The organism is Neptuniibacter pectenicola (genome assembly GCF_001597735.1).
Classification (GTDB): Bacteria; Pseudomonadota; Gammaproteobacteria; order Pseudomonadales; family Balneatricaceae; genus Neptuniibacter; species Neptuniibacter pectenicola.
This window is the reverse complement of the sequence record NZ_LUTS01000008.1, coordinates 128502-153932: the sequence shown is the minus strand read 5'-3', so window position 1 is coordinate 153932 and position 25431 is coordinate 128502. Positions and strand designations below refer to the sequence as shown.

Genomic DNA, 25431 nt, shown 5'->3' with positions numbered 1-25431 from the left:
AGCGCTTATGCGTCTCAATCTGCTTTTAGCCCTGCTATTCCTTTATTTTATCACTCGGCGGTAGGTTTAATTGGAATCAGGGTTAGCTGAAGAGCCCACCCAGCTCGCTTCCAACTCATAAGAGATTGAGCGCGCTAAACCATCCAGATCAGGAAAGAGTGTCGCGTGACTGATATTCATTCGATAAAGGGCCTCCATCGCTTCGGAACGGATCTCATTTGGAATAATGATTTTGGCTAAGATTGTACCGTTATAATCGTAATTGGTGAGTAGTTCGGCTACAGACACGTCAATCTTGCCGGGAATCATAAAGGTACCGGCTTGGGCAACAATCCGTCGATCCATAGACCAAGGTTCTCCAGGCCATACCACGGGGTATTGGTTGGACAGGTAATACCTATGCAGTAGATCATGGTTACGGGGGTCTATAGCGTCTCTTGTTTGCTCAGGGAAGCCTGGTGGTTTTGCTTCATGCCATAGGGCGGGGGTATTAACGGCATACACTGCGGCCGTTGTCGTGCTGGAGTGGAGTGCAAAGTAGCTTGCGACATAAGGTGACTTGGTAAAATCCAAGAGTCGTGTGGGCGCGCCATGGTGCTGCATCAGTGCTAAGCACCGAAAGTCATCATTGAGCGCAGAGGTATCATGTAAAAAGTAATGGGCTTTGCGTTTAAATACGCGGATGGCTCGGCCCTCTTGCTCAGCCCAGCGAGCTTGAGGCACGAACTGTTTCAGTCGTCGAGTGAGTGAACTTTCAAGATCCCATGTGGCATCGCATTGGCCGCGAAAGGCCCAACCTCGAAGCTCTTCAGATTCGACTAATGTTAAAAATTCTTGCCAGCTTGTTACTTCGTATACCTTTGTCACTGCGTTGCTCCGGCCCAATAAAAAGGCGACTAACTAGGCGTTTATATCCTTGAGTGTCATTAATGTACACAAATTCTAGTGATGAGCACTAAAAACCGATAAATTAGGATATTATTATTTATAGTGCAAAATTAAGAGAATTGAAAACAATAAACCTAATATTTATCAGTGGGTTATAATAAATGTCTGTGTAAAAAGTCTGCTTGAATGCTCAATGTATGTTGAGCGGGGGCCGCGATAACTAGTACCAAATAAGTATTTTTTTGATGCCAAGGAATGATACCTGTGCTTCTTCATGGGTCGCTAATATGGGTATGTAAAAATAACCATACTGTCCAACACTCCTGACAGTAGATAAAAACAAGAGGCATTTAGAAGATGATTTACGCTAAGCCAGGTACAGACGGCGCTGTAGTTTCTTTCAAAGAACGTTATGGAAACTTTATCAATGGTCAGTGGGTTGCGCCCATTAATGGACAATATTTTACAAATCACTCGCCAGTAACAGGCGAAGCTATCTGCGAAATTCCACGTTCAACGGAAGAAGACATTAACGCTGCTATCGATGCAGCTGAAGCAGCTAAAGGTGCTTGGGGCAAAGCATCTACAGCAGAGCGTTCTGGCGTTCTACTTAAAATTGCTGACCGTATTGAAGAGCACCTAGAACGTCTCGCTGTTGCTGAAACATGGGATAACGGTAAAGCAGTACGTGAAACGCTTGCTGCCGATGTGCCTCTAATGGCAGATCACTTCCGTTATTTCGCAGGTTGTATCCGCGCACAAGAAGGTTCAATTGGTGAAATCGACGAAACAACCGTTGCTTACCACTTCCATGAGCCACTAGGTGTTGTTGGTCAGATCATTCCTTGGAACTTCCCATTGCTAATGGCTGCTTGGAAAATTGCTCCAGCGCTAGCCGCAGGTAACACGATTGTTCTTAAGCCTGCTGAGCAGACACCTGTTTCTATCCTTATTTTGATGGAATGCATCGGTGACCTTCTACCTGCAGGTACACTAAACATCGTTAACGGTTTTGGTGCTGAAGCAGGCCAAGCGCTAGCATCTAGCACACGTATCGCTAAGATCGCTTTCACTGGTTCTACGCCAGTTGGTTCGCACATCATGAAATGTGCTGCTGAAAACATCATTCCTTCTACGACTGAGTTGGGTGGTAAGTCTCCAAACGTATTCTTCAAAGACGTACTAGCTCAAGAAGATGAGTTTGTTAGCAAAGCGATTGAAGGTGCGGTTCTTGCTTACTTTAACCAAGGTGAAGTATGTACTTGTCCATCACGTATTCTTGTTCAAGAAGATATCGCTGATGAATTCATCGCTAAAGTAATCGAGCGTGCTAAGTTGATCAAACGTGGCAACCCACTTGATACTGAAACAATGGTTGGTGCGCAGGCGTCTCAAGAACAGTTCGACAAGATCCTAGGTTACATGGATATCGGTCGTGAAGAAGGTGCTGAAATCCTAATGGGTGGCGGTATCGAGAAACTAGACGGTGAATTTGGTACGGGTTACTACATCCAGCCAACACTGATCAAAGGCACAAACGATATGCGTGTCTTCCAAGAAGAGATCTTTGGCCCAGTGGTTGCCATCACTACCTTCAAAGACGAAGCAGAAGCGTTAGAAATTGCTAACGATACTGAGTTTGGTCTTGGTGCGGGCGTATGGACACGTGATACTAACCTTGCATACCGCATGGGTCGTGGCATCCAGGCTGGTCGTGTTTGGATGAACTGCTACCACTTGTACCCAGCTCACGCAGCATTCGGTGGTTACAAGAAATCGGGTGTAGGCCGTGAAAACCACAAGATGATGCTTGATCATTACCAGCAGACTAAAAACATGTTGGTAAGCTACAGCGCTAATCCTCTAGGCTTCTTCTAAGGAGAAGTTTCTAAGCGAAGTTTGTTTGTCTTCGCTTTGCACAAGCTAATTTAGCTAGCTTCTTGCATTATTGCGGCCCTATATGGGCCGCTTTTTTATGTCTGGCCCTTAGAATTATGAGGTCATACTTTGGTGCTTTTCTGTTTCCCAAAAAACAGGGTTCTCGATCTTTAATGGTAGGCTCAACAAAAAAGAGAGTAGGGTTAACCTCGTGCAGAAATTTTTAATGGTCGTTATAGCGCTCTACGCCATGGAAGGAATGGCCGCAGTGCAGGATTATCAGGTTATTCGCTTGATTATGATGAAATCAGAGTGCGTGCAAGATCAACTTACACGGACAGATAAATCGGATGGCAGTATCGAATTTTTAGCCCACTGTAAAAACTTGAGTCATTACCCTGATGGGCTTCATGTGGTGTGCAGTGACGGCGAGGATGAACGCAGCTGTAAAGTACAAACCAAAGCTAAGCAGTTTAATAGCTTAAAATTATTACAGAGCTCAGAGTAAAGATGGAGAGTTTAAAGCCACCCCTGTTAGTAACAATGTTAATGCTTTTGGCGTCCCCGACGCTTGCCGTTAATGGGGATGATCCCGTAAAAAGCGCTTTTGCCCAATGTAAAAGCATCGACGATACTACGGCCCGTTTACGTTGTTACGATGACTTAGTGATTGACGAGCTGATGGCCACAGATGAGCCGCGATTTGCGGGTAAGCATACGTTAAAGACTGACCCCTTTACTATTACGCAGCCGACGCAACTCCGTTATCAAAGTGACGGGGTTATCTTTGTAATGGCGGTTTTTAATGAGCAGGGGGAAATTATTGAAAACCTACACATCGGCGGTGGAGGCGAGGGGCGTTACCTGCTCGAATCCCCCGGACGTTACTATCTACAGATGAATGGCTCAACCACATGGCGAGTCTGGTTCGAGTCCCCGCCAAAGTAATGCCTTAATCGGCTTATGGGTAGGGGCGCTTACAGGTCGAAGATCTTGCCAGGGTTCATGATATTCTTTGGATCGAGTGCCATTTTGATTGATTTCATCATATTGATGGCCGTTGCATGCTCAACCTTGAGGTAATCTTTTTTACCGACCCCAATGCCGTGCTCACCGGTACAAGTTCCCCCCAGCTTGAGAGCCGTATCCACTACCTGAGCAGAGAGCTGTTTGGCGCGAGCCACTTGCGCATGGTCTGTTGGGTCAATCACAATGAGTAGATGATAGTTACCATCGCCCACATGACCAACAAGGGTACAAGGAAGCTGACTAGCGTGCGCATCCTGCTCGGCTTGCAAAATGCTTTTGGCTAATTTAGAGATCGGCACACATACATCGGTGGTGAGCACTTTACTGTTGGCTTGTAACTGCTGTGTTGCGTGGTAAGCATTATGTCGCGCTTTCCAGAGTTCATTGCGCTGTTCTGTACTCTCGGCCCACTTAAACGCACTGCCACCAAACTCACGGCATATATCCTCGAGTTGGGCGACTTGTTCGGCGACACTGCTTTCGCTGCCATGAAACTCCATAAACAGGGTCGGCTTTGCCTCAAACCCTTCCAGTTTTGAGTACTGTATACAGGCCTGCATCTGCAAACCATTAAGCAGCTCAATTCTTGCCATAGGGATGGCCATCTGCATCGCATTAATAACGGTATCCACCGCCGCAGCAACGCTCTCAAAGCTGCACACCGCCGCTTTAATTGTGTCTGGAATAGGATGAAGGCGTAATTGAACCTCGCTGATAACGGCTAAGGTGCCCTCTGAGCCCACCAGCAGTTGCGTCAGGTCATAGCCTGCTGCGCTTTTCCTTGCCCGTGAACCGGTTTTAATAATGTCCCCTGCAGCAGTTATTGCTGTTAACCCGATCACCGCATCCTTCATGGTGCCGTATTTAACAGCGTTGGTACCTGATGCTTGGGTTGCGGCCATCCCTCCAATGGAGGCATTAGCACCCGGATCAATAGGGAAAAACAAACCGTCATAACGGAGTGCTTTATTCAGCGCCTCCCGTGTCACACCCGCCTGTACGCGACAATCCATATCCGCAGCATTAATCTCTATCACCTGATTCATTTCAGAGAGATCAATAGATATACCGCCTTTTACGGCGAGAAGGTGGCCCTCAACAGATGAGCCTGCGCCAAAAGGAATAACTGGTATTTTGTATTTATTGCAGAGCGCCACGATCTGGGCGATCTCCTCATTACTGAAAGGATACACCACCGCATCGGGTGGCAAGTTGCCATAACTATCGTCACCACCGCCATGTTGCGCGCGTACTGAGGGGGACAGGTTGATGCGGTCACCCAAGGTCGTCGCTAACTCATTAATCACTCTGTTTAAATCAGCTTGGGAGTAAGGTTTAATTGCACGCATGGGTGTCGCTTCTTTTTTTGATTTAATGTACCGCTATTAAATCAGGAAGCTTGGCATGATTAAAGTAAAGAGACGGTGCATCTGGCCTTGAATAGAGGGGTAAGCCGAGAGAAGCGTAGGAGAAATGGCAATCCGTTGCCCACCCAGCGTTACGTATCCTTGAACATGAACACATCATATCGGCCATATATGACAAGAAGATGATGTTTTAATGGCAGATAAGCTGCGTAAACGCTTCGGCAATAAGGGCGCGAACCTGCTTCGTTAATAGGCCTTTCGTTGCTGAGGTTTGCTGATTGGGCAATAGGTTGTTTAGACTGGTTGCCACCAAGGGATCAAATTGGCGCTCATTGCCTGCAAGGGAATAAAACCGGTTAACCCAATGGGTTCCCGCCACAGCATCCGCCTCTACCATAAGCATTGCTTGCGCCAAAATGCCTTGCTTGACGGCTTTTTTATTGGGCGGCGACACCATGATTCTTTGTGCAGTCCCCGTGATTTTCAAGCCATCAATATTGAGGTTATAACGACCATCACAATAGGACCCTGGTGTTTCTCCATACTCAGCGCAAAGGCCTAGCTGCGTTAGTGCGCGTTTTATCGGCTCACATAACGCCATATAAATATCGTCTAAATCAAAATCGTCGTTATCCTGCTTGGGGAAGATGATCGAAAAATTCAATATGCCAGGGTGTAGTGGCACTGAGGTTCCACCGCTATCGCGGACAATAACCGGCCACTGTTGCGCCGCTAATGTGTTACAGGCGTCCTCAAACAGAGGAAAGCGTGTTTCCTTTCGTGTTACGACTAAACATTGAGGCACCTCCCACAGGCGTGCAGTTGCACCCCGTTTACCACAAGCCACCTCTTTTAACAGCTGAGTGTCTCTCACTAACGCCTGTTGAGGGTCCTCAGCGATAGGCTCGTCAATCAAGCGCCAGCGGATTTGTTTGCGGTAAATATCCAAAAAGTCACTATCTGCGCTCATGTGGCACTCTATCTCTCAACGTATCGTCAATATTAACAAGGACGAAAGGTCCTCTTGGTTGAGAGTACGCTTCGTCGATTAAATCGGTTAGCCCATCCACCTGTATAGGGATAAAGACTTGTTCAGTCGGAAGATGATGCTATGATCGCGGCTTAAATTCCAGCAGAACAGTTAAGCGATACTTATGCAAAAGCCAATACCCGCCGCCAATGTCGATGATTTACAAACATGGGTGAAGTACAAAAGTAAAATGTGTCAGTCCTGCCGAGGCACCTGTTGCAGCCTACCGGTTGAGGTACGTTTTGCCGATCTGGTACGCATGGGAGTGCTGGATGAGTTTGATGCTCATGAGCAGCCTAAACGGCTCGCTAAGCGCTTAATGAAAGAGGGTATTGTCGGTCACTTTAACAATAAAACCGAAGTCTATACGCTTTCCCGTTACGCGAATGATGATTGTATCTACTTAGAGCAAAAAACACGCCTGTGCATTATTTATGAGAACCGGCCTGATACCTGCCGCAAGCATCCTATGGTTGGCCCTAAACCCAACTATTGTGCATACCAGCCCAAATAACTATTAATCACAGCGGTTATCGATTAAAACGGTTATTCACTTACGCAACCGGCGAGTGGCCTTATGTCAGATCAAGTGCTTCCTATTTTATACAGTTTTCGCCGTTGCCCTTATGCAATGCGAGCACGATTAGCCATTGCGTATAGCGGTGTAAAGGTTGAGTTACGAGAGATCGTTCTTAGGGATAAGCCAACAGAGATGCTCGCGATCTCCCCAAAAGGCACGGTACCTGTTTTATTGCTGCCTGATGGCCAGCTGATTGATGAAAGCATTGATATTATGCGCTGGGCGTTACGTCAAAACGATCCTGATAATTGGTATAGCGCTGATATAGAAACCATCGACGGGCTGATCAGTGATAATGATCACCACTTTAAACCGTGGTTAGACCGTTATAAGTATGCCGACCGATACCCACAGCAATCCGCCGAGTTTTATCGGCAGCAGTGTGAAGATGAATTTATAAAGCTCGAATCCTTACTCGCTCGTCATGGCGGCTATCTGGTTACCGACCGGATCACATTGGCAGATATGGCGAGACTGCCCTTTATTCGACAGTGTGCCCATGTGGATCTGACGTGGTTTGAATCCACCCCATACCCCCATTTACAGCGTTGGTTATCGGACTTCAAAGCCTCAGGGCTGTTTGCTGACATTATGCGCAAATACCCCCTTTGGGCGTTAGGTGACCCCATCACCTCATTCCCGTAATAGATAAAATAAAAAAGCTCGCAAGAGGGGTCTCTAGCGAGCTTTTTTATTGGCTATAGGCAGGTATAGGGGCGCTTATTTACGCTGCTCTATCAGCTGTTTAAGTTCAGCAATCTGGCGAGACAAATCCTCTATCGTAATATCCCCATCCGCGATCGCTTTCTCTTTTGCTTCCTCAGCATGCTCATTTTCCATCACGTTCACCACAATACCAATGACCATGTTCAAAAAGGCAAACGTGGTTAAAAAGATAAAAGTGAGGTAGAAAATCCAGCTAAAAGGGTAGATCTCCATGGTTTCATACATGACATCAGTCCAGTCTTCAAAGGTCATTACCCTAAAGAGCGTGAGCATAGCGATGGAGATATCGCCCCATAAAACGGGATTAATCTCGACAAAAAATGATGAACCAATGGCCGCGTAGATGTAAAAAATAATAAACATCAGCAGGATGACGTAACCTAGCTGGGGCAGAGCTTTAATCAAGGAGTTAAGTAGCAACCGTAGTTCCGGAACAATGGAAACCATTCGCAAAACGCGGAAAATACGGATCAACCGGCCAATTAAGGCCATTTCACTGTCCTGAATAGGAATGACACTGACAACAACGATTAACGTATCAAAGACATTCCACGGATTTTTAAAAAAGGTTCGTTTATTCGGTTCGCCGATAAAGCGTATGCTTAGCTCGATAAAAAAGAACGCGGTAATGGCCCGGTCTAACCAAACGATGATTGAAAGAACATGCGCTGGAATATCATAGGTCTTAGCGCCAATCACTAAGGCAGAAAAGAGTATGACGGCGACAACAAACAGCTCAAACGCCTTGTTGCTTCTAATTTTAAAGAAATTAGATTGGATCGTTGTAATATTCATCATAAATTCACATAACCGATAAATTTCGCAGAACTTTACTGTTATTTCGCCCTAAAAGGTAGTCGTAAAATCAGGCTATTTTCCATTATTTTTTAGAGCAGTAACGCTTGTTCCTATAAGGGCTCACTGAGCAACTACTTGTTGATGCTTACGACGCTGAAAAAGGATGCCTTCAATACTGAAAAGGGCCAGTGCGATCCAGATAATAATGAAGGTCACTAAACGCTGCTGATCCATCGGCTCATCGTAGTAAAACACCGCAATCATAAACGCGATACTCGGGCCAATATATTGCAGTAGGCCGATCAACGTAAGGCTCAAGCGACGTGCACCTGACGCAAAGGCCAGTAAGGGGAGGCTAGTGACCAGCCCTGCGCAGAGTAGCAGCCAAACGGTATCAATATCTGTGCTTAACACTTGAAACGCATTCTGGCTGTATAACCACCCCATATACGCTAATGAGATGGGGAGTAGCCACAAGGTCTCAATAAATAAGCCACTCACGGAGTCTACCGGAATCTTTTTCCGTAGCACGCTATACGTGGAAAAACAGCACGCTAGCGTCAGTGCAACCCACGGTAGTTCACCTAATAGAAACACTTGATAGGCGACCGCACACGCCGCTAAGCCAACAGACAACCACTGAAGAAAACGCAACCGCTCGCCAAATATCATCATACCAAAAAGTATATTTAACAATGGGTTAATGAAATACCCTAAGGTTGTTTCAACGATTCGTTCTTGCCCCACAGCCCAAATAAATACCAGCCAGTTAAGCGAGATCACCAAGGCCGATAGGGCTAGGCTAGAGACAATTCTTGGCCGCTTCAGCAATTGAAACACTTCGCCCGAGCGTTGAGTTAGCGTAATAAATAGGGCAAGGAATACAACCGACCAAACCACACGGTGAGCCAACACCTCAAGGGGCTCGATATGATCAACCCATTTAAAATAAACGGGAACAAAGCCCCACATGATAAAAGCAGCGGCAGCAAAGTAGATGCCTTTTAATTGTTCCGATCGAGACGGTAAGTCCATCGAGTCGTTATTCCTATAAAGCGGCAGCGATCATAACACTGCTCTTAACCTATAAAGATAAACCTAAAAGCGGTGAGGCCTTGGGGTAATTGCGTGAACCTGCGGATGTTAATCCATATTGGCACGATGTGAACCACGAAAAATGATACAGAGTGTCGCATATAGCGGTGATTGCCGGATTAAATCAATAAAAAGTAACGAAAAAGGCCTAAAAAACGTCAGTAAACAAGGGCATACATCTTGCTCAGTATTTGCTTACAACGACAAAAATAAAAGGTAGACGCCGTGATTAACAAACGATATCAAACATTAATTTTATTGCCCTTACTGTTACTGGTTTCAATAACAGCCCAAGCCGAACCTAACATTGTTTGGAAGAAGCAGGCTGACTATATTGCCATTAGCACGCTAAGCGGAGCAAACGATAACCATCACCCAAAAGATGTTCCCGTTGAGACTATAGCAAGACTGCTGAGTCACGTTCAGGTAAAAAACAGCACCTACAACCCGAGTGATTCCATTTGGGATGACAGCGATGAGGTGTTGGTTCGGGTCTTTACCGATCGCGAAATCGATCTACTGGGTCATAAGCTCAACGATGCCTTTAAACGGGTCAAATCGAATGAGGTGATTATTTTCTCAGTATCCGACTTCCGCTCGGCGTATATAGGGCGTAAACGGCTATCCATCAGCGGAACCGTCTTTATCAAAGACAATCGCTTAAACCTCCTGATCGGTGCAATGCATGCAGACTTATTGGCAGAGAAGCTCCGCACCGGTATCACAGGCACTTATGGCCGTCTTAAAAATGACTTAAGTAATGGTGAGATTCAAGGCCAAACAACCCACGAGTGGCAGCTGGTAAGCTTTAATGGCGCTGAGCTAGTCAATAACCGTACAGACTGGTTATCGGTCGACATGCAGCGAGAGTACCCTTATGCCGTCATCAAGCAAGATAAGCAACGGACGAATGAGAAGTATTTAACTGAAGATCAACAGGCTCAATCCAGTGATGCGCTCGAAGCACGTATTATCAAACTAGAGCAGGAAAGGGGTGCTAAGGTAAATGCGCCGATTGCTGGCGAGAGTGTCATTGAAGGGCGCTTACGTAAGCTTCAAGCACTGTATGACAGTGGCGTGTTACCCGAAACCGTGTACATTGAAAAAGTACGCGCGATTATGGCTGACCTATAACAGGTTATATGCCAACGGGAGCCTGAAGATGAAAGGGCTCCCGCATTGAAACACCTACCCAGGTACAGCGCCCGTGTGCGCTGTTTTGCCTCTAAAATCACCCATTGATTTACCCAGTAAAAAAATTACTTAAAGGTACTCGTTTAATTGCAAACTTACTCTATACTGGCAAAGGATTAAACTGACTTTAATCTTTCTTTCATGATTTGTTCATATAAAAGCGTTTCCATATAAAGGTCTGCACATTAACGCAGATATTGGAAAACAAAAATCAGGATAAGGTAATGAGTAGCAAATTAAGATTAGGTGAAATTGCGTTTGACGATGATGACTTTGATCGGGGATTTAAAAAGCCAACGACGGCATTGAATTCACGAAAGAGAGCAGGCAAGCAGAAGCGCAAAAAACAAGATTCAGATAACTATTTGGTAGAACGCAGTATGAAACGTGGGGCAGCCGACAGCTTCGAACTTCACTAACCCCCTAGCAATTAGATCACACCAATTACTAAAAAAGAGCGAGCGTGAAATATCCGCATCGCTCTTTTTTTTACGTTAAGGTTTAACCCTGTACAAACGCCCCACCTTAATTGGCGTTAGCGCTTCTTTTTGCTTCCGCTGATGGCATTGGTCTTTTTCGCCGATTTCTGACCAATGATTTTGGTCCGGGTTGCTTTATTAACCCGTTTTTTAGGGCCTTTCTGGCTAATGCGTTTACGCAAACCATCACGGCTTCCAACTTCAAAGCCTGGCACATAGACACGACGGATCTGGCTACCGATTAGGCGCTCAATATTATCTAAAGCGCTTTCCTCTTCACGGCTCACAAATGAGATTGCTTGCCCTTTAGCACCTGCACGGCCTGTACGCCCAATACGGTGAACATAATCTTCAGCTAAGTAGGGAAGGTTGTAATTGACCACGTGCTCTAAGCCTTTAATATCTAGGCCGCGGGCCGCGACTTCAGTAGCAACCAACACTTGGACTTTACCGGCTTTAAAATCAGCGACCGCTCTACGGCGTGCCCCTTGGCTTTTATCGCCGTGGCAGATAACCGCATCGATACCATCAAATTTCAGATCTTTCATCAGCTCATCAGCTTGACCTTTAGTGCTGGTGAAGACTAAGACCTGAAACCAGTTATGTTTTTTAATTAACTCGGCAAATAGATCCGCTTTACGTTTCTCTTCTACGGGATAGACGACATGGTCAACCGTGTCCGCCGTGATATTCGCTTTGGCTGCGCTAATGGTTTCATGACTTGTTAGAATCTGGCGGGAGAGGGTATGTACTGCACTGGATAAGGTGGCAGAAAAAAGCATAGTCTGACGCTTTTTAGCGCTCTTTTCTAAAATGGTCATTACATCGCTAACAAAGCCCATATCCAACATGCGATCCGCTTCATCGAGCACGACAAACTCAGTTTGTGCCAAATTTACATTACAGGCGGTAATGTGCTCTAACAATCGACCTGGGGTCGCAATAAGAATATCTGTTCCATTACGCAACTTCTTTTTTTGCGTATCAAGAGTTGTACCACCGTAGACTGAGAGAATGCGCAATCCTAGATACTTATTGTAACGGGAGATCGTTTCAAGTAACTGCTGAGCAAGCTCACGGGTAGGGGTTAAGATAACCGCTCTAACTTGGGCATTGTTCAGCTCTTTAGGCTGATCAGACAGCTTTTGTAAGATAGGCAGAGCAAATGCAGCCGTTTTACCTGTACCTGTTTGGGCATTAGCTAAAATATCTTTGCCACGACGTGCAGGTACAATGGCTTGCTTCTGAATTGGGGTCATTTCATCATAACCACAATCATCCAGTGCTTGCTGGATAGCAGGTGCAAGATCTAGGGCGGTAAACTTCATATACATCTCTCAATATGTGCCAATTAGGCGCGAATAGCTAAAAGCGGAAATTATAAAGTAATTTAACCCATTTAGTTATAGCTAACTGACCCTCATCACCTATATGTTTAAGACTAAAGTAGGCAAACAACCCTTTAGTTATCTATAGTAAGATCAGCACTCAAGGCATGTAGACAATTATAACAATAACTACCTGAGTAAATAGATGACGATTAGCCAGCAACAACTCACGGTAATGTTTCGTATTGAGGCCGGTTGTTTAGGTCCGCAAGGCATTAGTCATGTCACCTCTTTTTGTAAGCATGCCAAAGCAGAGCTTGAAGCTTTATACCCCGATTTCATTGATTGGCATGTAACCCCCCGCAGTGACAAATCGCTTCCTGAGATCAGTTATAGCATCGGTGGCAGGGGGCTTAATCGCGCCCAAGCGACACGCTACTTAGCGTTATTTGGTCATCTAATCGATGAGTTTGAACACGCTGTGTTTGATCACCTACCAGAAATTATCGACCACTATTTTGGCCGCTAGCGCATAACGGCTAGGTTTATCCGCTCTATTTGGCCAAGTGTCCGTTGCTCTTCTGATATTAATCCCTAACAGAGAATGAGGTGCCTCAAGGCAAGGGGCGGCATGTTTCATTTGATTTGGCTTGATTGCGTGACTGTCACAAAATAAATCGCAAAGTAGGCCCATTGGCCACTCTGCTTATTTTTCTGTTTCACATCCCAATGCTTTTAACGGGAGAAGTGCGTAATAGGCAGTGAGAAAAGGCGTGGACAGGCTTACTAATCAGCATTTACGGATATTTACGTGACAGTCACAAAATAAGAATGCACAATAAACAGCAGCACAAATAAGCACGCGATAATCAATAGGTAGTAACTCAACCGCATAAAGGTAATGAACGACACATGACAGGCCCCCTAAACAAACAATCACCTAAGTCATCTTGCCTGTCGCCGATTAAGCGGGGGCGTAAGCCGATGTTCTCTGAGTCAATGTCAGCCTCCGAACGCAAAGCAAAACAGCGGCGAGAGCAAGATGCGCGGATAATGGATCTACCTGCATCAGAGTGGAGTGAGTCGGATTGCCTTCGCATTATGACAACTAAGCGCTTCCAACCCTTTTATGAGTTCGCGTGGCGGCGAATAGGGCAGATTAAACACTACCCATCCCAAGACTAAGCTCGCTGTACTATCTCTTGTAATACGCCCTCAATCGCTCCATGGCTCTTTTTAAGCCATACCTTACTGCGTTGCCTTTCCATTAAGCTGAGATGTTGAGTTCCACTCTCTTTAACGTTGATAGCAGCCCAAAAGCTCAAACCTAGTTTATCAATCTTATTGATCGTGGCTTCATGAAGTGCAGGTAAGGATATCTGCCTAAGCACGGGGACTTTAAGCGGATCGCCTTTAAAGTGGTCTAACGCCTCGATTCCGCTAAAGTCACTGCCACAACCATAATTTTTTACCGCAATGCAGTTTAAGTTAGCGCTGTACTTAGTTAAAAAACTATCTAACAGGTTGATCGAATCAGGCCCACCATCAACGGTATACCAATACACCAGCTCAATCCCCATCTCAGAGCACAGTGCTAATACGTCGTTTTCTTCAATCCAACGATCTAAAAACCGTTGGCTTTGAGCGGGTAGATCAATTAATACATGAAGATCCTGCTCTAGCGCTATCTCCATAATCGTGTCGATACTCTCAAATAGATCAAGATTAATCGCGCGGGTATAACCATCGTAATAACGGGTTAACGTGGGATGGGATTGATCTGCATCTAAGCCCATGTAAGCCATATCGTTATCCAGAAAATACTGGGATAAGGTACGGGAAAGTACCGATTTACCGACACCCCCTTTTTCGCCACCCACAAAGTGAATCATGCTCATGCTAACGTTTCCTTTAAATGTGCTAATCCGTTGCTTTTATGAATAGTTAGCAAGCATTGGGCCAGAGACAAATCACTGATAAAACAAAGGGTTATCAATAATGAGTTTAATGAAAAGGTAAGCATGCAAGCTTATGGTGCGTCGCGCCCAGAATAACGCACCACTATGAGCCAAAGAAGGGCCCAAAAAAAACAGCGAAAATAATAAAGGCGACGTCCACTGAGAAAGGGCTATCGATAGTGATATTTCGCCGTCGGCTGATCGTGTCGGCGAGCGGGTTTTAGCATTACCGATGTAGTATTTAGACCAAAAACAAAAAAACAAAAATCATTTATAATTAATGCATTACATCAACTATTGAACCGCCTTTGTTATTATGGGCTAGTCGCTATTGTTGGCTTTTTCAGGGCTCGATCCGTTATTGCTTGGATGACTATGAGGGGCGTTTTTAGGCAGGTAAATAACAAACGCTGTGTCGCCAGCCTTGGGAGATTCTAAAGTGATTCGACCATGCATAAGACGCGTTACCCATTGATGAACTAGGTGCAAGCCCAGTCCCGTATGGCCAAGACCTCGCCCACTGGTGACAAAGGGGTCAAATAGACTCTCTTTTAGCTCAGGGGCAACGCCTTTACCGTTATCGCTGACGGTCATAATTACCCACGTATCATCTAATCTTGCATCTAAACGGATTTCGCCGTGTGACATACCGCAGGTGCCATAGGTAATGGCGTTGATGATTAAGTTCTGGAGTATTTGGGATACGATGCCGGGGTAGCCCGTTAGCATAAGCTCAGTATCAATGTGGTTAATAATGGTTGTACCTGAGCTTTTTAATTTAGGCGTGAGCGAGCAGAGTAGGTCGCTAACGACCTGGGCTAAGTTAAAGCTCACGACCTCTTCATTTGAGCGGTCCAGTGCAAGCCGCTTGAAGCTTTTTACAAGATTAGCCGCGCGTGTGAGATTATGTTCCACCAGCGTTAATCCCTCTTCGGTGTTAGTTAAGTAGTCCTCCAGTGCTTGGCGGCTAAGCCCTTCTTCGATCGACTTTTTAAGTGATCGGTGTCCATTTTTTAAACTCGATGTTGATATGATCGCGCCACCAATGGGGGTGTTAAGCTCATGGGCAACGCCTGCCACCATCATGCCGAGTGACGAGAGTTTACGTGTTTCGACCAGCTCATTTTGCAGCAGTTGTTGACGAGAGAGCGCACCATCCAGTTCGTGGTTAAGGAGTTTTAGTTCGTGTTTTTCATGGGCCAAGGTGTGAGTCAGCTGGCGAAGGTTGTGTTGCATGGCAAAATCACGCCATAAGATCCGGCCGCCTACCAATAGAATCCCCAACATTAGCAAGAGTGCGGGCTGAAGCGATTCCCATTTGATGTTATCGATGGTCTCATCGGGTGTGCGCACCAACATATAGATGTTTTCAGCAACGGCGGGGGCCGCTTTAGTGGAGAGCATAATGAGGCGGGCGCTGATCATCGCCCCGTGGTAAGGCTCCATGGTGCTCGCTTTTTCGTTGTTAATACGCTCCCACAGCTGCGGCTCCGTTTGTTTGAGGCTGTTATAGGGCTGGCCAAGCAGGGTGCCCCATTCCTGTTTTTTGTTGGGGTGCATAAGCCAGTTACCCCATGCGTCGACAAGCATCACTTCGGCATCGGGTGTATTTAAGGACCTAACCTTGTCGATCAGGTTTGAGAGGTCATAGTTAATCATCAATAGGCCATGACGCATGCCATAGGTTTCAGTGGTTTGGTAGCCAATACGAAACACCGGTTGGAAGGGCCAGACGATGGCACCCTTCTCAATATTTAGGTCGATCGGTGAGATATAAATTTCTGGCGGTTTTACTTTCATGGCGTTTTTAAAGTAATAACGATCCCCTTTGTTTTGTAGGGCGTTTTCATTGACCGTCTCGATCTTGCCTTGCTCAATGTTGATACGTACACGTTCATGACCACGTTCATCGAGCCAGCGGATTTGTAATAGGTTATCTACCGCTTTACCGAACCGACTAAACACGGTGCTAAGTTTATGAGTATTAAGGGGGTTGAAAAGAGAGAGGCTGTCGATAATGCCGTTATCGGTTGAGAGTAGGCGCAGGGTATTGCGTATATCACCTAGTTCTCGATTAATATCAATAACCGCTAAAGTGATCTTCTCTTCATGCTGCTCACGAAGGAGGGTAATGCGCTCCTCCTTTAGTTTGCTGTACAGCACAACGCCACTAAGCATTGCCAGCGCCACTAAGCCTGCACCAAAAATAAGCCGCTTGCGGTTAAGTTTAGATTGCCATATATGTGCTTCGTTTGCGTGAGGCTTTGGGCTGTTTTGAGTGGCATCGCTCATGGCTGCGTCTGCTTAAGGAGCCACTTTACCGCATCACTAATCAACATAGGGCGCGCAAATAGGTAGCCTTGGGCAATATTGCAGCCTCGGCTCAGTAAGTGTTGCCGTTGGGTTTCCGTTTCAACCCCTTCAGCGATCACAGTAAAACCAAACTGCTCGCCTAAATGTAGCACCATCTCGATTACATGATCGCCAGCGTCATCTAAACCTAGGTGATCAACAAAGCTTTTATCGATCTTTAAGGTCGTCGCCGCTAAGTTAGCTACATGGGCCAGTGATGAATAGCCCGTACCAAAGTCATCAATACTGACCCCGACCCCACGGTCAGAGAACTTACTTAATATGGGGTTGATATGATCATAGTTCAGCATGATTTGGGATTCGGTGACTTCGATCTCAAGTAATGACCCATCAAGACCGCTTTGTATAATCATCTCTAGCAAGGTATCAACATAATCCTTCTGATTCAGGTCAATCCCGCTGGCATTAAAAGCGATAGGGAGCTTAAAACCCGCTTGCTGCAACAAAATCGCCGCAGCGATGGTTTGTTTTGCTGCCTCTAAATCGAGATGGCTAATGAGGCCTGCGGTTTCGGCTAAAGGTATAAAACGATCAGGGGCGACCACTTCACCATCGGGTTTCTGCCAGCGCAATAACGCCTCAAACCCAGCTACCTGTCCTGTATCCATATACACTTTAGGTTGCAGCATAATGAAAAAATCATCGTTATCAATCGCGTTATGAAGATCCATTAATAGGTGATGGCTAGCGGTAATATCGCCCATAATGCCGGATTCATAATCAATAATTCGCTTACCTTTTAAGCGTGCCATATTTACGGTGGATTCCGAAAGCTGAAGTATCTGTTCAGGCTTAAGTTCGGTCAATAGGTTTAAATCAACACGCGCTGCCGTCAGGGATAACCGGTGCAGGGTGTTATTTAGCATCAATCGCTGATCGATAATATCAAGCAGTTGCGCTTCAGTGGGAGCCTGTTCTTTATTTAAGAGTATGGCAAAGGTGCAGCCGCCAGTACGGGCAATCACATTACTGGGATGTTGTTGGTAAATATTGACGAGTAACGTCGACAGAATATCTTCACAGTACTGCTCGCCAAAGGTTACCATCATGCCGGCAAAATCGTTAACGACCACGACCAATAGTTCACTTCTATTCTTTTCGTCCGTTGGCATGGATGATAGTTCACGCAGTAGCCAATTTCGGTTATAGGATTTTAAAACCTGATCCCGGTAGGCGAGGTCGGTAAGGCGATTGACCAACGCAACAGCGGTAAACCCACTTTTTATGTTTTCACTAAAGACTTGCAGTAGGTTGATGTGACTATCGGTCAACTTACTGGGCGTGTGCACCAACAACATATAATGGCCCTGATCGATCTCAGGGGTTTCAAAGTAAAGGATGGTGTATTCGGGATCAAAAAGGTGGGAGCGGCTCTCGGCGGCAGTCGCAAAGGCAGTGTAAAAGTTATCGAGGTTGAATGCTGACAGCGTCTGCCGTTTTTGGTCCGAGTCACTAAAAGTCCCGCTGCTTGCTAAGACGCGGGCATCCGGTGAAAACTGCTCACCTTGGTATGAAAAACAAATGATCCCCCCCTGCGTAATACCGATGATCCGGCCAATCTCGTTTAACACTGTTTCGGTAAAGCTGGTTAGGTTTTGTTTGTTACTGATGCTACGTGCGGCGTCAACCACCATCTGTAGCCCTTGCTTCGCCTGGGTGAGTTCGAGCAGGTAACGCCATGTACGGATATGGCTACTGACAACCGTGTGAAGCGTGTCTCGAACTAAGTCTGACTTGTTCCAGTACTCATCAATATCATATTTAGTCATTACCTCACGGCGTGGTGCCATACCGGGTTGACCGGTGACTAATATAATACGTACGGTCGAATTACCTAGTACTTCGCGGATGGTGCTCGCAAGACGAAGACCTGCATCATCTTCTTCCATCACGACATCCAGAAGAATCACACTAATGTCACTATTCCGTGAGATAACATCTGCGGCTTGGCTGATAGAATTAGCCGTTAAAACCTGAACAGGGCGCTCGTAAACCATTAAATCTTTTAAGCTATACACAAGAGACGCTTGGTAGGTAATGTCATCCTCAACACTAAGAACCTTCCAAGGCATTACGGCCGTTTTATTAAAGGTAGAACTCTCAGAAAAATGGAATAATTCTAACTCTGACATGAATAATCCTTTGTTCTCGTCATTTGCTTTAAAGCCTAGCCTAAAAAAATTATTCCGCAATAAAAAAACGCTCCTAACCTACAGAGAGTGTTAGGCTTTTTATATATTTACCCTGTTTAAATGTAGGGCTTTAACTCAACACTTTAATGAATAAGAGTGCGAAAATAGTACGAGCCGCAAGCATTGATATTTTTTCTAAAACGATCCATGTATTCACAGGTATGAGTTGTAGTAAAATGCGATAAGCCCCGCTTATGGCTAAACATAAACAGGGCCAAATAGATCTATCTGTCAGTCTTGAGTAATACTCAAATCACCTTCATCGTTATCAATAAAACACCGCTAATGAGATAACTCATCTTATTCATTAAGGGATGTCGTTTTTGTAGTTTATGGATAAGTTAACCTTAAGATCTAGCTTCATCGCCACACTTTTTGGTCAAAAAATTCAAGCCATCGAACTCTCTAACAAAGGGTTGGACCTTAAATCAAAAGAGGGCCTGCAACACTTAACCTGGGACCAACTACTTAACGCCCCTGAATGCCATGCAGGTCTCTTTTTTAATACTTTGCTTATTGATGTCGAGGGCAAAACAGAGCGGATAGGGTGGCTATCAAAAGCAGAGACCGCCGTCTTTAAGCAGCGCGCCTTTCAACAGTATTATGCCTTTCACTCGGTGCGTGTTACCCAAGCTGCCCACAAAATTGATGCGCAGCTGAGTAAACTGAACTATCTAAGAAGCAGCCATATTGATCAGATCAGCAGGTTTGCATCCAATGCCGTTAAAAAGGCAAGGCTTCCTGATAAACGTTTATATGCCGCGTTACCTGATGAGCTGGTTGCCCTGTACGAAAAACTCAACAACTGGATTGAGAAGAACCCAACGTTTATCGACGCTTTGCGTTCAAAGTATGTATCTGAGCAGATCCTTAAATATAAAGCGGTCTTTGATCGCGTAGAATCAAACCCGCTGACCGAGAAGCAACGATTAGCCTGTGTTATCGACGAGGATAACAACCTTGTTCTTGCCGGCGCAGGCACCGGCAAAACCAGCACAATGATTGGACGAACCGCTTACCTTTTAGAGAGCCAACAAGCGAAAGGGCATGAAATTTTACTCTTAGCCTATGGCAATAAAGCGGCGGAAGAGATGCGTGAGCGTATTAAAGACAAGCTTAATGCCTCAACTATCGATGTGTTTACCTTCCATGCACTTGGACAAAAGATAATCGCCCATGTTGAAGGTGAAAAACCGTCCATATCCCCGCTTGCAACCGATGAGCAAAGCTTTAAATATCACGTTAACCAATGGTTTCAAGAACTGTTAAATGTGTCTAGCTATAAAGAGCTTGTTTTACACTACTTTGAACAATACCTGTTTCCAGAAGCCAACCCCTTCGAGTTTTCGACCCCCGGCGAGTATTACGAATATATCCGTGCTAACGAAATCAGGACCCTACAAGGGGAGCAGGTTAAAAGCTTTGAAGAGTGTCTAATCGCCAACTGGCTTTATGCGATGGGGGTGGAGTATTGCTATGAGTCTGCATACCTTGCGGCCAATACGAAAACCCAAGACTTTAGACAATATAAGCCAGACTTCTATCTCCCTGAGTACGATATTTACATAGAGCATTTTGGCATAAACCGAAAAGGGGAAACGGCCCCCTATGTAGATAATGAAACGTACTGGAATGGCATCACCTGGAAAAGAGACCTACACGAAAGCCATTTAACGACGCTGGTAGAAACCTACCATTACGAGCAATCAGAAGGGAACCTACTGGCTAACCTAGAAGCTAAAATAGCTGAAAAAGGGGTTAAATTTAACCCTAAACCCGCTAACACTATGCTTGATAAACTCACTGAATTTGGCGCCATTGCCCGTTTTGCTGCACTGTTATCAGACTTCTTAAGGCAATATAAAAACTCATCTTTGAGTTTAGAACAGTTAAAACAATCCGCCAAAAAACCGCAACTCGCCGCCGCGGCGACCCTGCTTGAGCCTATTATTTCACGTTATGAAAACTACTTAATTGAGCGCAATGAAATCGATTTTGAAGATATGATTAACAAAGCGATCGCTTATGTTAACGATGGGCGGTTTAAATCACCTTGGAAATTCATACTTGTTGATGAGTTCCAAGATATATCCTTCTCAAGAGCAACCCTTGTCAAAGGGCTGAGAGACTGCAAAAAGAACACATCCGTATTCTGTGTGGGTGACGATTGGCAGGCGATCTACCGCTTTACCGGCAGTGATGTGAGCTTAACAACCCACTTTGATGCGATCTTCGGCCCAACCAAAAAAACATCACTAGACAAGACCTTTAGGTTTAATAATAAAATAGGGGACTTGGCATCAAAATTTGTAATGCAAAACCCCGCCCAAGTAAAAAAAGTCATTCATTCCCACACGCAGGTAGACCAACCTGCGGTGTCATTGATGAGAAAAACCATTAACAATGACGACTATTTTGGGCACGTAATTGCTGCATTAGCAAAAATAGCCGAAGTGGCCCAACCTCAGACGACTGTTTATATTCTAGCTCGGTACCATTTTAAGCTTTTTGAACCCGCCGAGCTTCGTCAAATAAAGCTATTACACCCCACGTTAGATATTGCGCAGCTCACCTTTCATGCATCAAAAGGCAAAGAAGCCGATTTTGTCATCCTATTAGGCCTAGATAATGGGAAAAATGGTTTCCCTTCTAAAAAGCTAACCCATCCACTGATTGAAGCCTTACTGCCTAAGGCTGAAGATTACCCCGAAGCGGAAGAGCGACGTCTGTTTTATGTGGCGATAACCCGCGCAAAACATCGCTGCTACCTTATTGCCGATATGACTAGGGCTTCACCTTTTGTTAAAGAGCTATTAAAGGGTCAATATGAGTTAGCGCTGAATGAGTTTGACGTAGATGACGGGCAGTTAAACGCAAAAGGGCGCCAATGCACTGTATGTAAGTCAGGTACGCTGGTTAAGCGAGAGGGAGCCCATGGTGCATTTATGGGGTGTAATAACTACCCTTACTGCGATAATACAGAACGCACCTGCCCACGATGCAGCAGCCCAATGAACAACGCTGGCGAGTATCGCATTTGCGCTAAACCCACCTGCCGCTGGTGGATGCCCATCTGCCCTGATTGCAACGGCAGCTTACTGCTTAGGGAAAGCAAATATGGTCAGTTTTGGGGATGTGAAAACTACAGAAACGGCTGCACCCATAAGCAAAAATATATAGAAGGGCCATCGATAGAAAACCCTGCGTAACTGGCTTTAGCAGCCACAAAGGCAGGTTAAAAAACACTACTCATACTTAATGTTTTGTTTTTATAAGGCTTAGTATCTACTTGAAATTTGACAGATTTTTATCTGTCTTCAAATAAATTAACCCCTTTCTCTTAACGGTGAGTTCATCTCTATTCGTGGTCCGTTTTTTCCCACGGCCTAGCATTGATAGGCACCATAACGACTTATTAAGGAACCAAGGAAAGATTGTTCATGCTTTCTTACAGGCATAATTCAGTGACAGTCACAAAATAACGAGCGTGTGCTACGCGGTTATTAACAACACCCTTTACCCACAAAAAAAGTATTCCTCGTAACGCTTAGCACAAACCGTCAAGCCACCCAGTAAAAGCGCTCCGATTAGGCTAGGTTATGTATTTTTCATAGCTGCCTGTAGTACACTCCTAGCACACTGATTTTTAATAAAAAAAGAGGCAGCGGACGCTTCATTTTTTCCCCCGCTGGCTCTGCTAATTCGCTTCATTCAGTAGGAATACCCATGCTCACAGGCAAGCTTAAAAACCAAGTAGACGAGATCTGGGAAGTATTTTGGACAGGGGGTGTTACCAACCCAATTTCAGTGATCGAGCAGTTTACCTATCTACTGTTTATTCGCCGTTTAGATGAAATTCATACCTCCCGTGAGAAACAAGCACTGCTCTTGGACAGCTCTTTCGATAACCCCATTTTTACCACCGAGCAAGACAGCTATCGCTGGAGCAAGTTTAAGAACTTAGACCCAGACGTGATGTTTGATTTAGTCAAAGATAAGGTCTTTCCATTTATCAAAACGATTAATGGGGAAGATACCAGCTTTGCTAAGCATATGGCGGATGCCATCTTTATGATGCCCAAAGCGACGGTACTGGATAGGGTGGTTACCCTGATCGACAAAATCCCCATGGATGACCGTGATACCAAGGGTGACTTGTACGAATACATGCTGTCGAAGCTACAAAGCTCAGGCACTAATGGCCAGTTCCGAACCCCTCGCCATATCATCCAGATGATGGTTGAGATGACGCAGCCAAGATTAGATGGCAACAAGTCAGATATTATTTGTGACCCCGCTTCGGGCACCTGTGGTTTTTTAATGGCCTCAGAAGAGTATGTCCGTAAGCAGTTTACCAATGAACTGATGCGGCCTGAAAACAGCACCCACTTCCATAAAAAGATGTTCAATGCCTACGACTTTGACCAGCATATGCTGCGTATCGGCGCAATGAATCTGATGTTACATGGGGTAGAGCACCCAACAGTTGAATACAAAGACAGCTTAAGTGATCACGGTGAAAACAACATCCGTGATAAATACACGCTGATCCTTGCCAACCCGCCCTTTAAAGGCAGTGTCGCCTACGATGAGCTTTCCCCTGATCTGCTTACAGCGCTGGGTAAATCGCCCAAGAAAACCACCCCTAAAGCAGAGAAGCCCGAATACGACGAAGACGGCGAATTAATCGAAAAAAACAGGAAAAAAGGCCCGACGGAAAAAACCGAACTGCTTTTCCTCGCGCTTATTCTGCGCATGTTACAGCCCGGTGGCCGCGCCGCGGTGATTGTGCCTGACGGTGTTTTGTTTGGCTCTACTAAATCCCACAAAGAGATTCGTAAAACCATCATTGAAGATCATAAACTGGACGCCGTTATCTCGCTGCCATCGGGTGTATTTAAACCCTATGCGGGGGTATCAACGGCCATACTATTCTTCACTAAAACCAATAGTGGTGGCACCAATAATGTCTGGTTTTACGATATGCAGGCCGACGGTTTCTCGTTAGATGATAAGCGAACACCCCTGATCAAGAACCAAGCGCTGACGACTGAAGCCGATGCCATTGATACCTCTTTGTTAAACAATAATACCCCGCCATCAGAACATAAGAGCCACACACTCAATAATATCCCCGACGTGCTCTATCGCTGGAAACATTCTGATAAAGAAAGCGACCGCAAACGTACCGAGCAAAGCTTCACTGTGCCACTGGCCGAGATCATCGCTAACGATTACGACCTCTCCCTAAACCGCTATAAAGAAGTGGTGTATGAAGAGGTGAAGTATGACGATCCGAAAGTGATTTTAGAACGCATCAAATCACTGCAACAGGCGATGGATAAAGGGATTGCTGATTTGGAGAAGATGTTGTGAGCTGGCCTTTGGTAAACATTAACGATATATGTCGCCCAAAGCAGTGGAAAACAGTTTCGTCTTCTAAGCTACTTGAAGAAGGCTATCCTGTTTATGGTGCTAATGGTCGGATAGGTTACTACTCTGAATACACTCATGAATTTCCAACACTGATGATTACTTGCCGTGGTGCTACATGTGGGAATGTACACATTTCTGTTCCAAAGGCATATATCAACGGCAATGCTATGGCACTTGATGGGCTGGATAGTGAAAAATATAGCATCAAATATTTGTTCTATTACTTTAAAAGTCGCGGGTTTAATGATGTTATATCTGGTTCAGCACAACCACAAATCACTAGGCAAGGTCTTTCAAAAATAGAAATCCCACTTCCACCACTACCTGTACAAAAACAAATTGCGGCGGTGTTAGAAAAAGCAGATACCTTACGCAGCCAATGCCAACAGATGGAACAAGAACTAAACTCACTCGCTCAATCCCTGTTTTTGGATATGTTTGGTGATCCAGTTACAAACCCCAAAGGCTGGGAACAGCGAACGCTTCAAGATGTTTGTAGTAAAGTGACTGACGGTACACACCAAGCCCCTGAGTGGGCAGAAAAAGGCGTGCCATTTTTGTTCATTAGTAACATACGTAATGGTCAAGTTGACTTTAACACCAATAAATTCATTACAGAAAGATGCTATAAGGAACTAACCAGAACAACTCCAATTGAAATTAATGACATTCTATATACAACTGTAGGAAGCTACGGGCATGTATCTATCGTAGATGAAACTTTTCCTAAGTTTTGCTTCCAGCGACATATTGCTCAGATAAAGCCTGATAAGAATAAGGTAAACCCATCTTTCCTTTTTTATCAACTACAAACCAGTGCTATAAAACACTTAGCAGACGTGGCAGTACGAGGCATTGCTCAAAAAACTCTGAATCTTAAAGATTTAAAGTCGTTTACAATTTTGCTACCTCCTAAAGACTTACAGGCCAAGCTAGTTGAGCGCATGGATATAATCAAGAGTCAAAGTATTCGAATCAATACTGTTTCTGCTAAGAATCACGAATTGTTCAATTCTCTAATGCAACGCGCCTTTAAAGGCGAATTAGAACTAAAGGATGTGGCCTAGTGCCTGAGAGGTA

The 25431-nt window shown here is 45.2% G+C and carries 21 protein-coding genes; 12 read left to right on the top strand and 9 right to left on the bottom strand.

Features of this window, described 5'->3' with window-relative positions; genetic code table 11:
- Positions 1–66: 66 nt before the first annotated feature.
- The gene (locus A3773_RS12035) at positions 67–867 is read right to left on the bottom strand and encodes an FRG domain-containing protein (protein WP_067986337.1); all 801 of its coding nucleotides are present in this window, start codon (positions 865–867) and stop codon (positions 67–69) included.
- A gap of 378 nt (positions 868–1245) precedes the next feature.
- Between A3773_RS12035 and exaC the strand changes: the two genes are divergently transcribed.
- The 3 genes from exaC (at position 1246) to A3773_RS12020 (ending at position 3714) form a co-directional block, all read left to right on the top strand.
- Positions 1246–2766 carry an acetaldehyde dehydrogenase ExaC gene (gene exaC / locus A3773_RS12030; protein WP_067986335.1) on the top strand — a complete coding sequence of 507 codons (1521 nt, stop codon included), beginning with the start codon at positions 1246–1248 and terminating at the stop codon, positions 2764–2766.
- 211 nt (positions 2767–2977) lie between these two features.
- A complete protein-coding gene (locus A3773_RS12025; RefSeq protein ID WP_067986333.1) occupies positions 2978–3274 on the top strand; it encodes a hypothetical protein in 297 nt (98 codons plus the stop codon).
- A gap of 41 nt (positions 3275–3315) precedes the next feature.
- On the top strand, positions 3316–3714 hold the full coding sequence (locus A3773_RS12020) for a hypothetical protein (RefSeq protein WP_075109558.1): 399 nt from the start codon (positions 3316–3318) through the stop codon (positions 3712–3714).
- A 29-nt stretch (positions 3715–3743) separates the two neighbouring features.
- On the opposite strand, the gene A3773_RS12015 is transcribed toward A3773_RS12020, so the two are convergent.
- Together A3773_RS12015 and A3773_RS12010 are read right to left on the bottom strand one after the other, a co-directional pair.
- Positions 3744–5144: an FAD-binding oxidoreductase gene (locus A3773_RS12015; RefSeq protein WP_082800618.1), complete on the bottom strand. Its 1401-nt coding sequence runs from the start codon at positions 5142–5144 to the stop codon at positions 3744–3746.
- A gap of 208 nt (positions 5145–5352) precedes the next feature.
- A complete protein-coding gene (locus A3773_RS12010; RefSeq protein WP_067986329.1) occupies positions 5353–6132 on the bottom strand; it encodes a lipoyl protein ligase domain-containing protein in 780 nt (259 codons plus the stop codon).
- A gap of 184 nt (positions 6133–6316) precedes the next feature.
- On the opposite strand from A3773_RS12010, the gene A3773_RS12005 reads away from it, so the two are divergent.
- Both A3773_RS12005 and A3773_RS12000 read left to right on the top strand, forming a co-directional pair.
- Entirely contained in the window at positions 6317–6706 is a 390-nt protein-coding gene (locus A3773_RS12005; RefSeq protein ID WP_067986327.1) for a YkgJ family cysteine cluster protein, read from the top strand.
- Between the two features lie 63 nt (positions 6707–6769).
- Complete coding sequence (locus A3773_RS12000; protein ID WP_067986325.1) at positions 6770–7417, top strand: glutathione S-transferase; 648 nt, start codon at positions 6770–6772, stop codon at positions 7415–7417.
- Positions 7418–7492: 75 nt separating this feature from the next.
- On the opposite strand, the gene A3773_RS11995 is transcribed toward A3773_RS12000, so the two are convergent.
- Both A3773_RS11995 and rarD read right to left on the bottom strand, forming a co-directional pair.
- Positions 7493–8296 (bottom strand): ion transporter, encoded by an 804-nt coding sequence (locus tag A3773_RS11995; protein WP_067986323.1) that lies wholly within the window; start codon positions 8294–8296, stop codon positions 7493–7495.
- 120 nt (positions 8297–8416) lie between these two features.
- The gene (gene rarD, locus A3773_RS11990) at positions 8417–9331 is read right to left on the bottom strand and encodes an EamA family transporter RarD (protein ID WP_067986321.1); all 915 of its coding nucleotides are present in this window, start codon (positions 9329–9331) and stop codon (positions 8417–8419) included.
- A gap of 285 nt (positions 9332–9616) precedes the next feature.
- Here rarD and A3773_RS11985 point away from each other — a divergent pair, with 285 nt between their 5' ends.
- Both A3773_RS11985 and A3773_RS11980 read left to right on the top strand, forming a co-directional pair.
- Entirely contained in the window at positions 9617–10525 is a 909-nt protein-coding gene (locus A3773_RS11985) for a hypothetical protein (RefSeq protein ID WP_067986319.1), read from the top strand.
- A gap of 284 nt (positions 10526–10809) precedes the next feature.
- Positions 10810–11004, top strand: a complete 195-nt coding sequence (locus tag A3773_RS11980; protein WP_067986317.1) for a hypothetical protein — start codon at positions 10810–10812, stop codon at positions 11002–11004.
- A gap of 116 nt (positions 11005–11120) precedes the next feature.
- Here A3773_RS11980 and A3773_RS11975 read toward each other — a convergent pair whose 3' ends face one another.
- Entirely contained in the window at positions 11121–12392 is a 1272-nt protein-coding gene (locus A3773_RS11975) for a DEAD/DEAH box helicase (protein WP_067986310.1), read from the bottom strand.
- Between the two features lie 205 nt (positions 12393–12597).
- Between A3773_RS11975 and A3773_RS11970 the strand changes: the two genes are divergently transcribed.
- Together A3773_RS11970 and A3773_RS11965 are read left to right on the top strand one after the other, a co-directional pair.
- Positions 12598–12921, top strand: coding sequence for a hypothetical protein (locus A3773_RS11970; protein ID WP_067986308.1), 324 nt, complete (start codon positions 12598–12600; stop codon positions 12919–12921).
- A gap of 383 nt (positions 12922–13304) precedes the next feature.
- Complete coding sequence (locus A3773_RS11965; RefSeq protein ID WP_067986306.1) at positions 13305–13577, top strand: hypothetical protein; 273 nt, start codon at positions 13305–13307, stop codon at positions 13575–13577.
- Here A3773_RS11965 and A3773_RS11960 read toward each other — a convergent pair.
- From A3773_RS11960 to A3773_RS11950, 3 genes are all read right to left on the bottom strand, one after another.
- Positions 13574–14290, bottom strand: coding sequence for a P-loop NTPase family protein (locus tag A3773_RS11960; protein WP_067986304.1), 717 nt, complete (start codon positions 14288–14290; stop codon positions 13574–13576). The genes A3773_RS11965 and A3773_RS11960 overlap by 4 nt on opposite strands.
- 381 nt (positions 14291–14671) lie before the next feature.
- Positions 14672–16642 carry a sensor histidine kinase gene (locus A3773_RS11955; RefSeq protein ID WP_067986302.1) on the bottom strand — a complete coding sequence of 657 codons (1971 nt, stop codon included), beginning with the start codon at positions 16640–16642 and terminating at the stop codon, positions 14672–14674.
- Complete coding sequence (locus A3773_RS11950) at positions 16639–18855, bottom strand: EAL domain-containing protein (RefSeq protein WP_067986301.1); 2217 nt, start codon at positions 18853–18855, stop codon at positions 16639–16641. The genes A3773_RS11955 and A3773_RS11950 overlap by 4 nt, the downstream gene beginning before the upstream one ends.
- 392 nt (positions 18856–19247) lie before the next feature.
- Between A3773_RS11950 and A3773_RS11945 the strand changes: the two genes are divergently transcribed.
- From A3773_RS11945 to A3773_RS11935, 3 genes are all read left to right on the top strand, one after another.
- Positions 19248–22124, top strand: a complete 2877-nt coding sequence (locus tag A3773_RS11945) for a UvrD-helicase domain-containing protein (protein ID WP_075109551.1) — start codon at positions 19248–19250, stop codon at positions 22122–22124.
- 517 nt (positions 22125–22641) lie between these two features.
- On the top strand, positions 22642–24291 hold the full coding sequence (locus A3773_RS11940; RefSeq protein ID WP_067986299.1) for a type I restriction-modification system subunit M: 1650 nt from the start codon (positions 22642–22644) through the stop codon (positions 24289–24291).
- Complete coding sequence (locus A3773_RS11935) at positions 24288–25418, top strand: restriction endonuclease subunit S (protein WP_067986297.1); 1131 nt, start codon at positions 24288–24290, stop codon at positions 25416–25418. Before A3773_RS11940 ends, A3773_RS11935 begins: the two co-directional genes overlap by 4 nt.
- Positions 25419–25431 lie beyond the last annotated feature (13 nt).

Coding starts and splice junctions, on each gene's coding strand:
- A3773_RS12005 (WP_067986327.1), top strand. CDS start 6,317: ATGCAAAAGCCAATACCCGCCGCCAATGTCGATGATTTACAAACATGG.
- A3773_RS11955 (WP_067986302.1), bottom strand. CDS start 16,642: ATGAGCGATGCCACTCAAAACAGCCCAAAGCCTCACGCAAACGAAGCA.
- A3773_RS12010 (WP_067986329.1), bottom strand. CDS start 6,132: ATGAGCGCAGATAGTGACTTTTTGGATATTTACCGCAAACAAATCCGC.
- A3773_RS11960 (WP_067986304.1), bottom strand. CDS start 14,290: ATGAGCATGATTCACTTTGTGGGTGGCGAAAAAGGGGGTGTCGGTAAA.
- A3773_RS12015 (WP_082800618.1), bottom strand. CDS start 5,144: ATGCGTGCAATTAAACCTTACTCCCAAGCTGATTTAAACAGAGTGATT.
- exaC (WP_067986335.1), top strand. CDS start 1,246: ATGATTTACGCTAAGCCAGGTACAGACGGCGCTGTAGTTTCTTTCAAA.
- A3773_RS11970 (WP_067986308.1), top strand. CDS start 12,598: ATGACGATTAGCCAGCAACAACTCACGGTAATGTTTCGTATTGAGGCC.
- A3773_RS11945 (WP_075109551.1), top strand. CDS start 19,248: ATGGATAAGTTAACCTTAAGATCTAGCTTCATCGCCACACTTTTTGGT.
- A3773_RS11965 (WP_067986306.1), top strand. CDS start 13,305: ATGACAGGCCCCCTAAACAAACAATCACCTAAGTCATCTTGCCTGTCG.
- A3773_RS12000 (WP_067986325.1), top strand. CDS start 6,770: ATGTCAGATCAAGTGCTTCCTATTTTATACAGTTTTCGCCGTTGCCCT.
- A3773_RS11975 (WP_067986310.1), bottom strand. CDS start 12,392: ATGAAGTTTACCGCCCTAGATCTTGCACCTGCTATCCAGCAAGCACTG.
- A3773_RS12020 (WP_075109558.1), top strand. CDS start 3,316: ATGCTTTTGGCGTCCCCGACGCTTGCCGTTAATGGGGATGATCCCGTA.
- A3773_RS11980 (WP_067986317.1), top strand. CDS start 10,810: ATGAGTAGCAAATTAAGATTAGGTGAAATTGCGTTTGACGATGATGAC.
- A3773_RS11950 (WP_067986301.1), bottom strand. CDS start 18,855: ATGTCAGAGTTAGAATTATTCCATTTTTCTGAGAGTTCTACCTTTAAT.
- rarD (WP_067986321.1), bottom strand. CDS start 9,331: ATGGACTTACCGTCTCGATCGGAACAATTAAAAGGCATCTACTTTGCT.
- A3773_RS11940 (WP_067986299.1), top strand. CDS start 22,642: ATGCTCACAGGCAAGCTTAAAAACCAAGTAGACGAGATCTGGGAAGTA.
- A3773_RS11995 (WP_067986323.1), bottom strand. CDS start 8,296: ATGATGAATATTACAACGATCCAATCTAATTTCTTTAAAATTAGAAGC.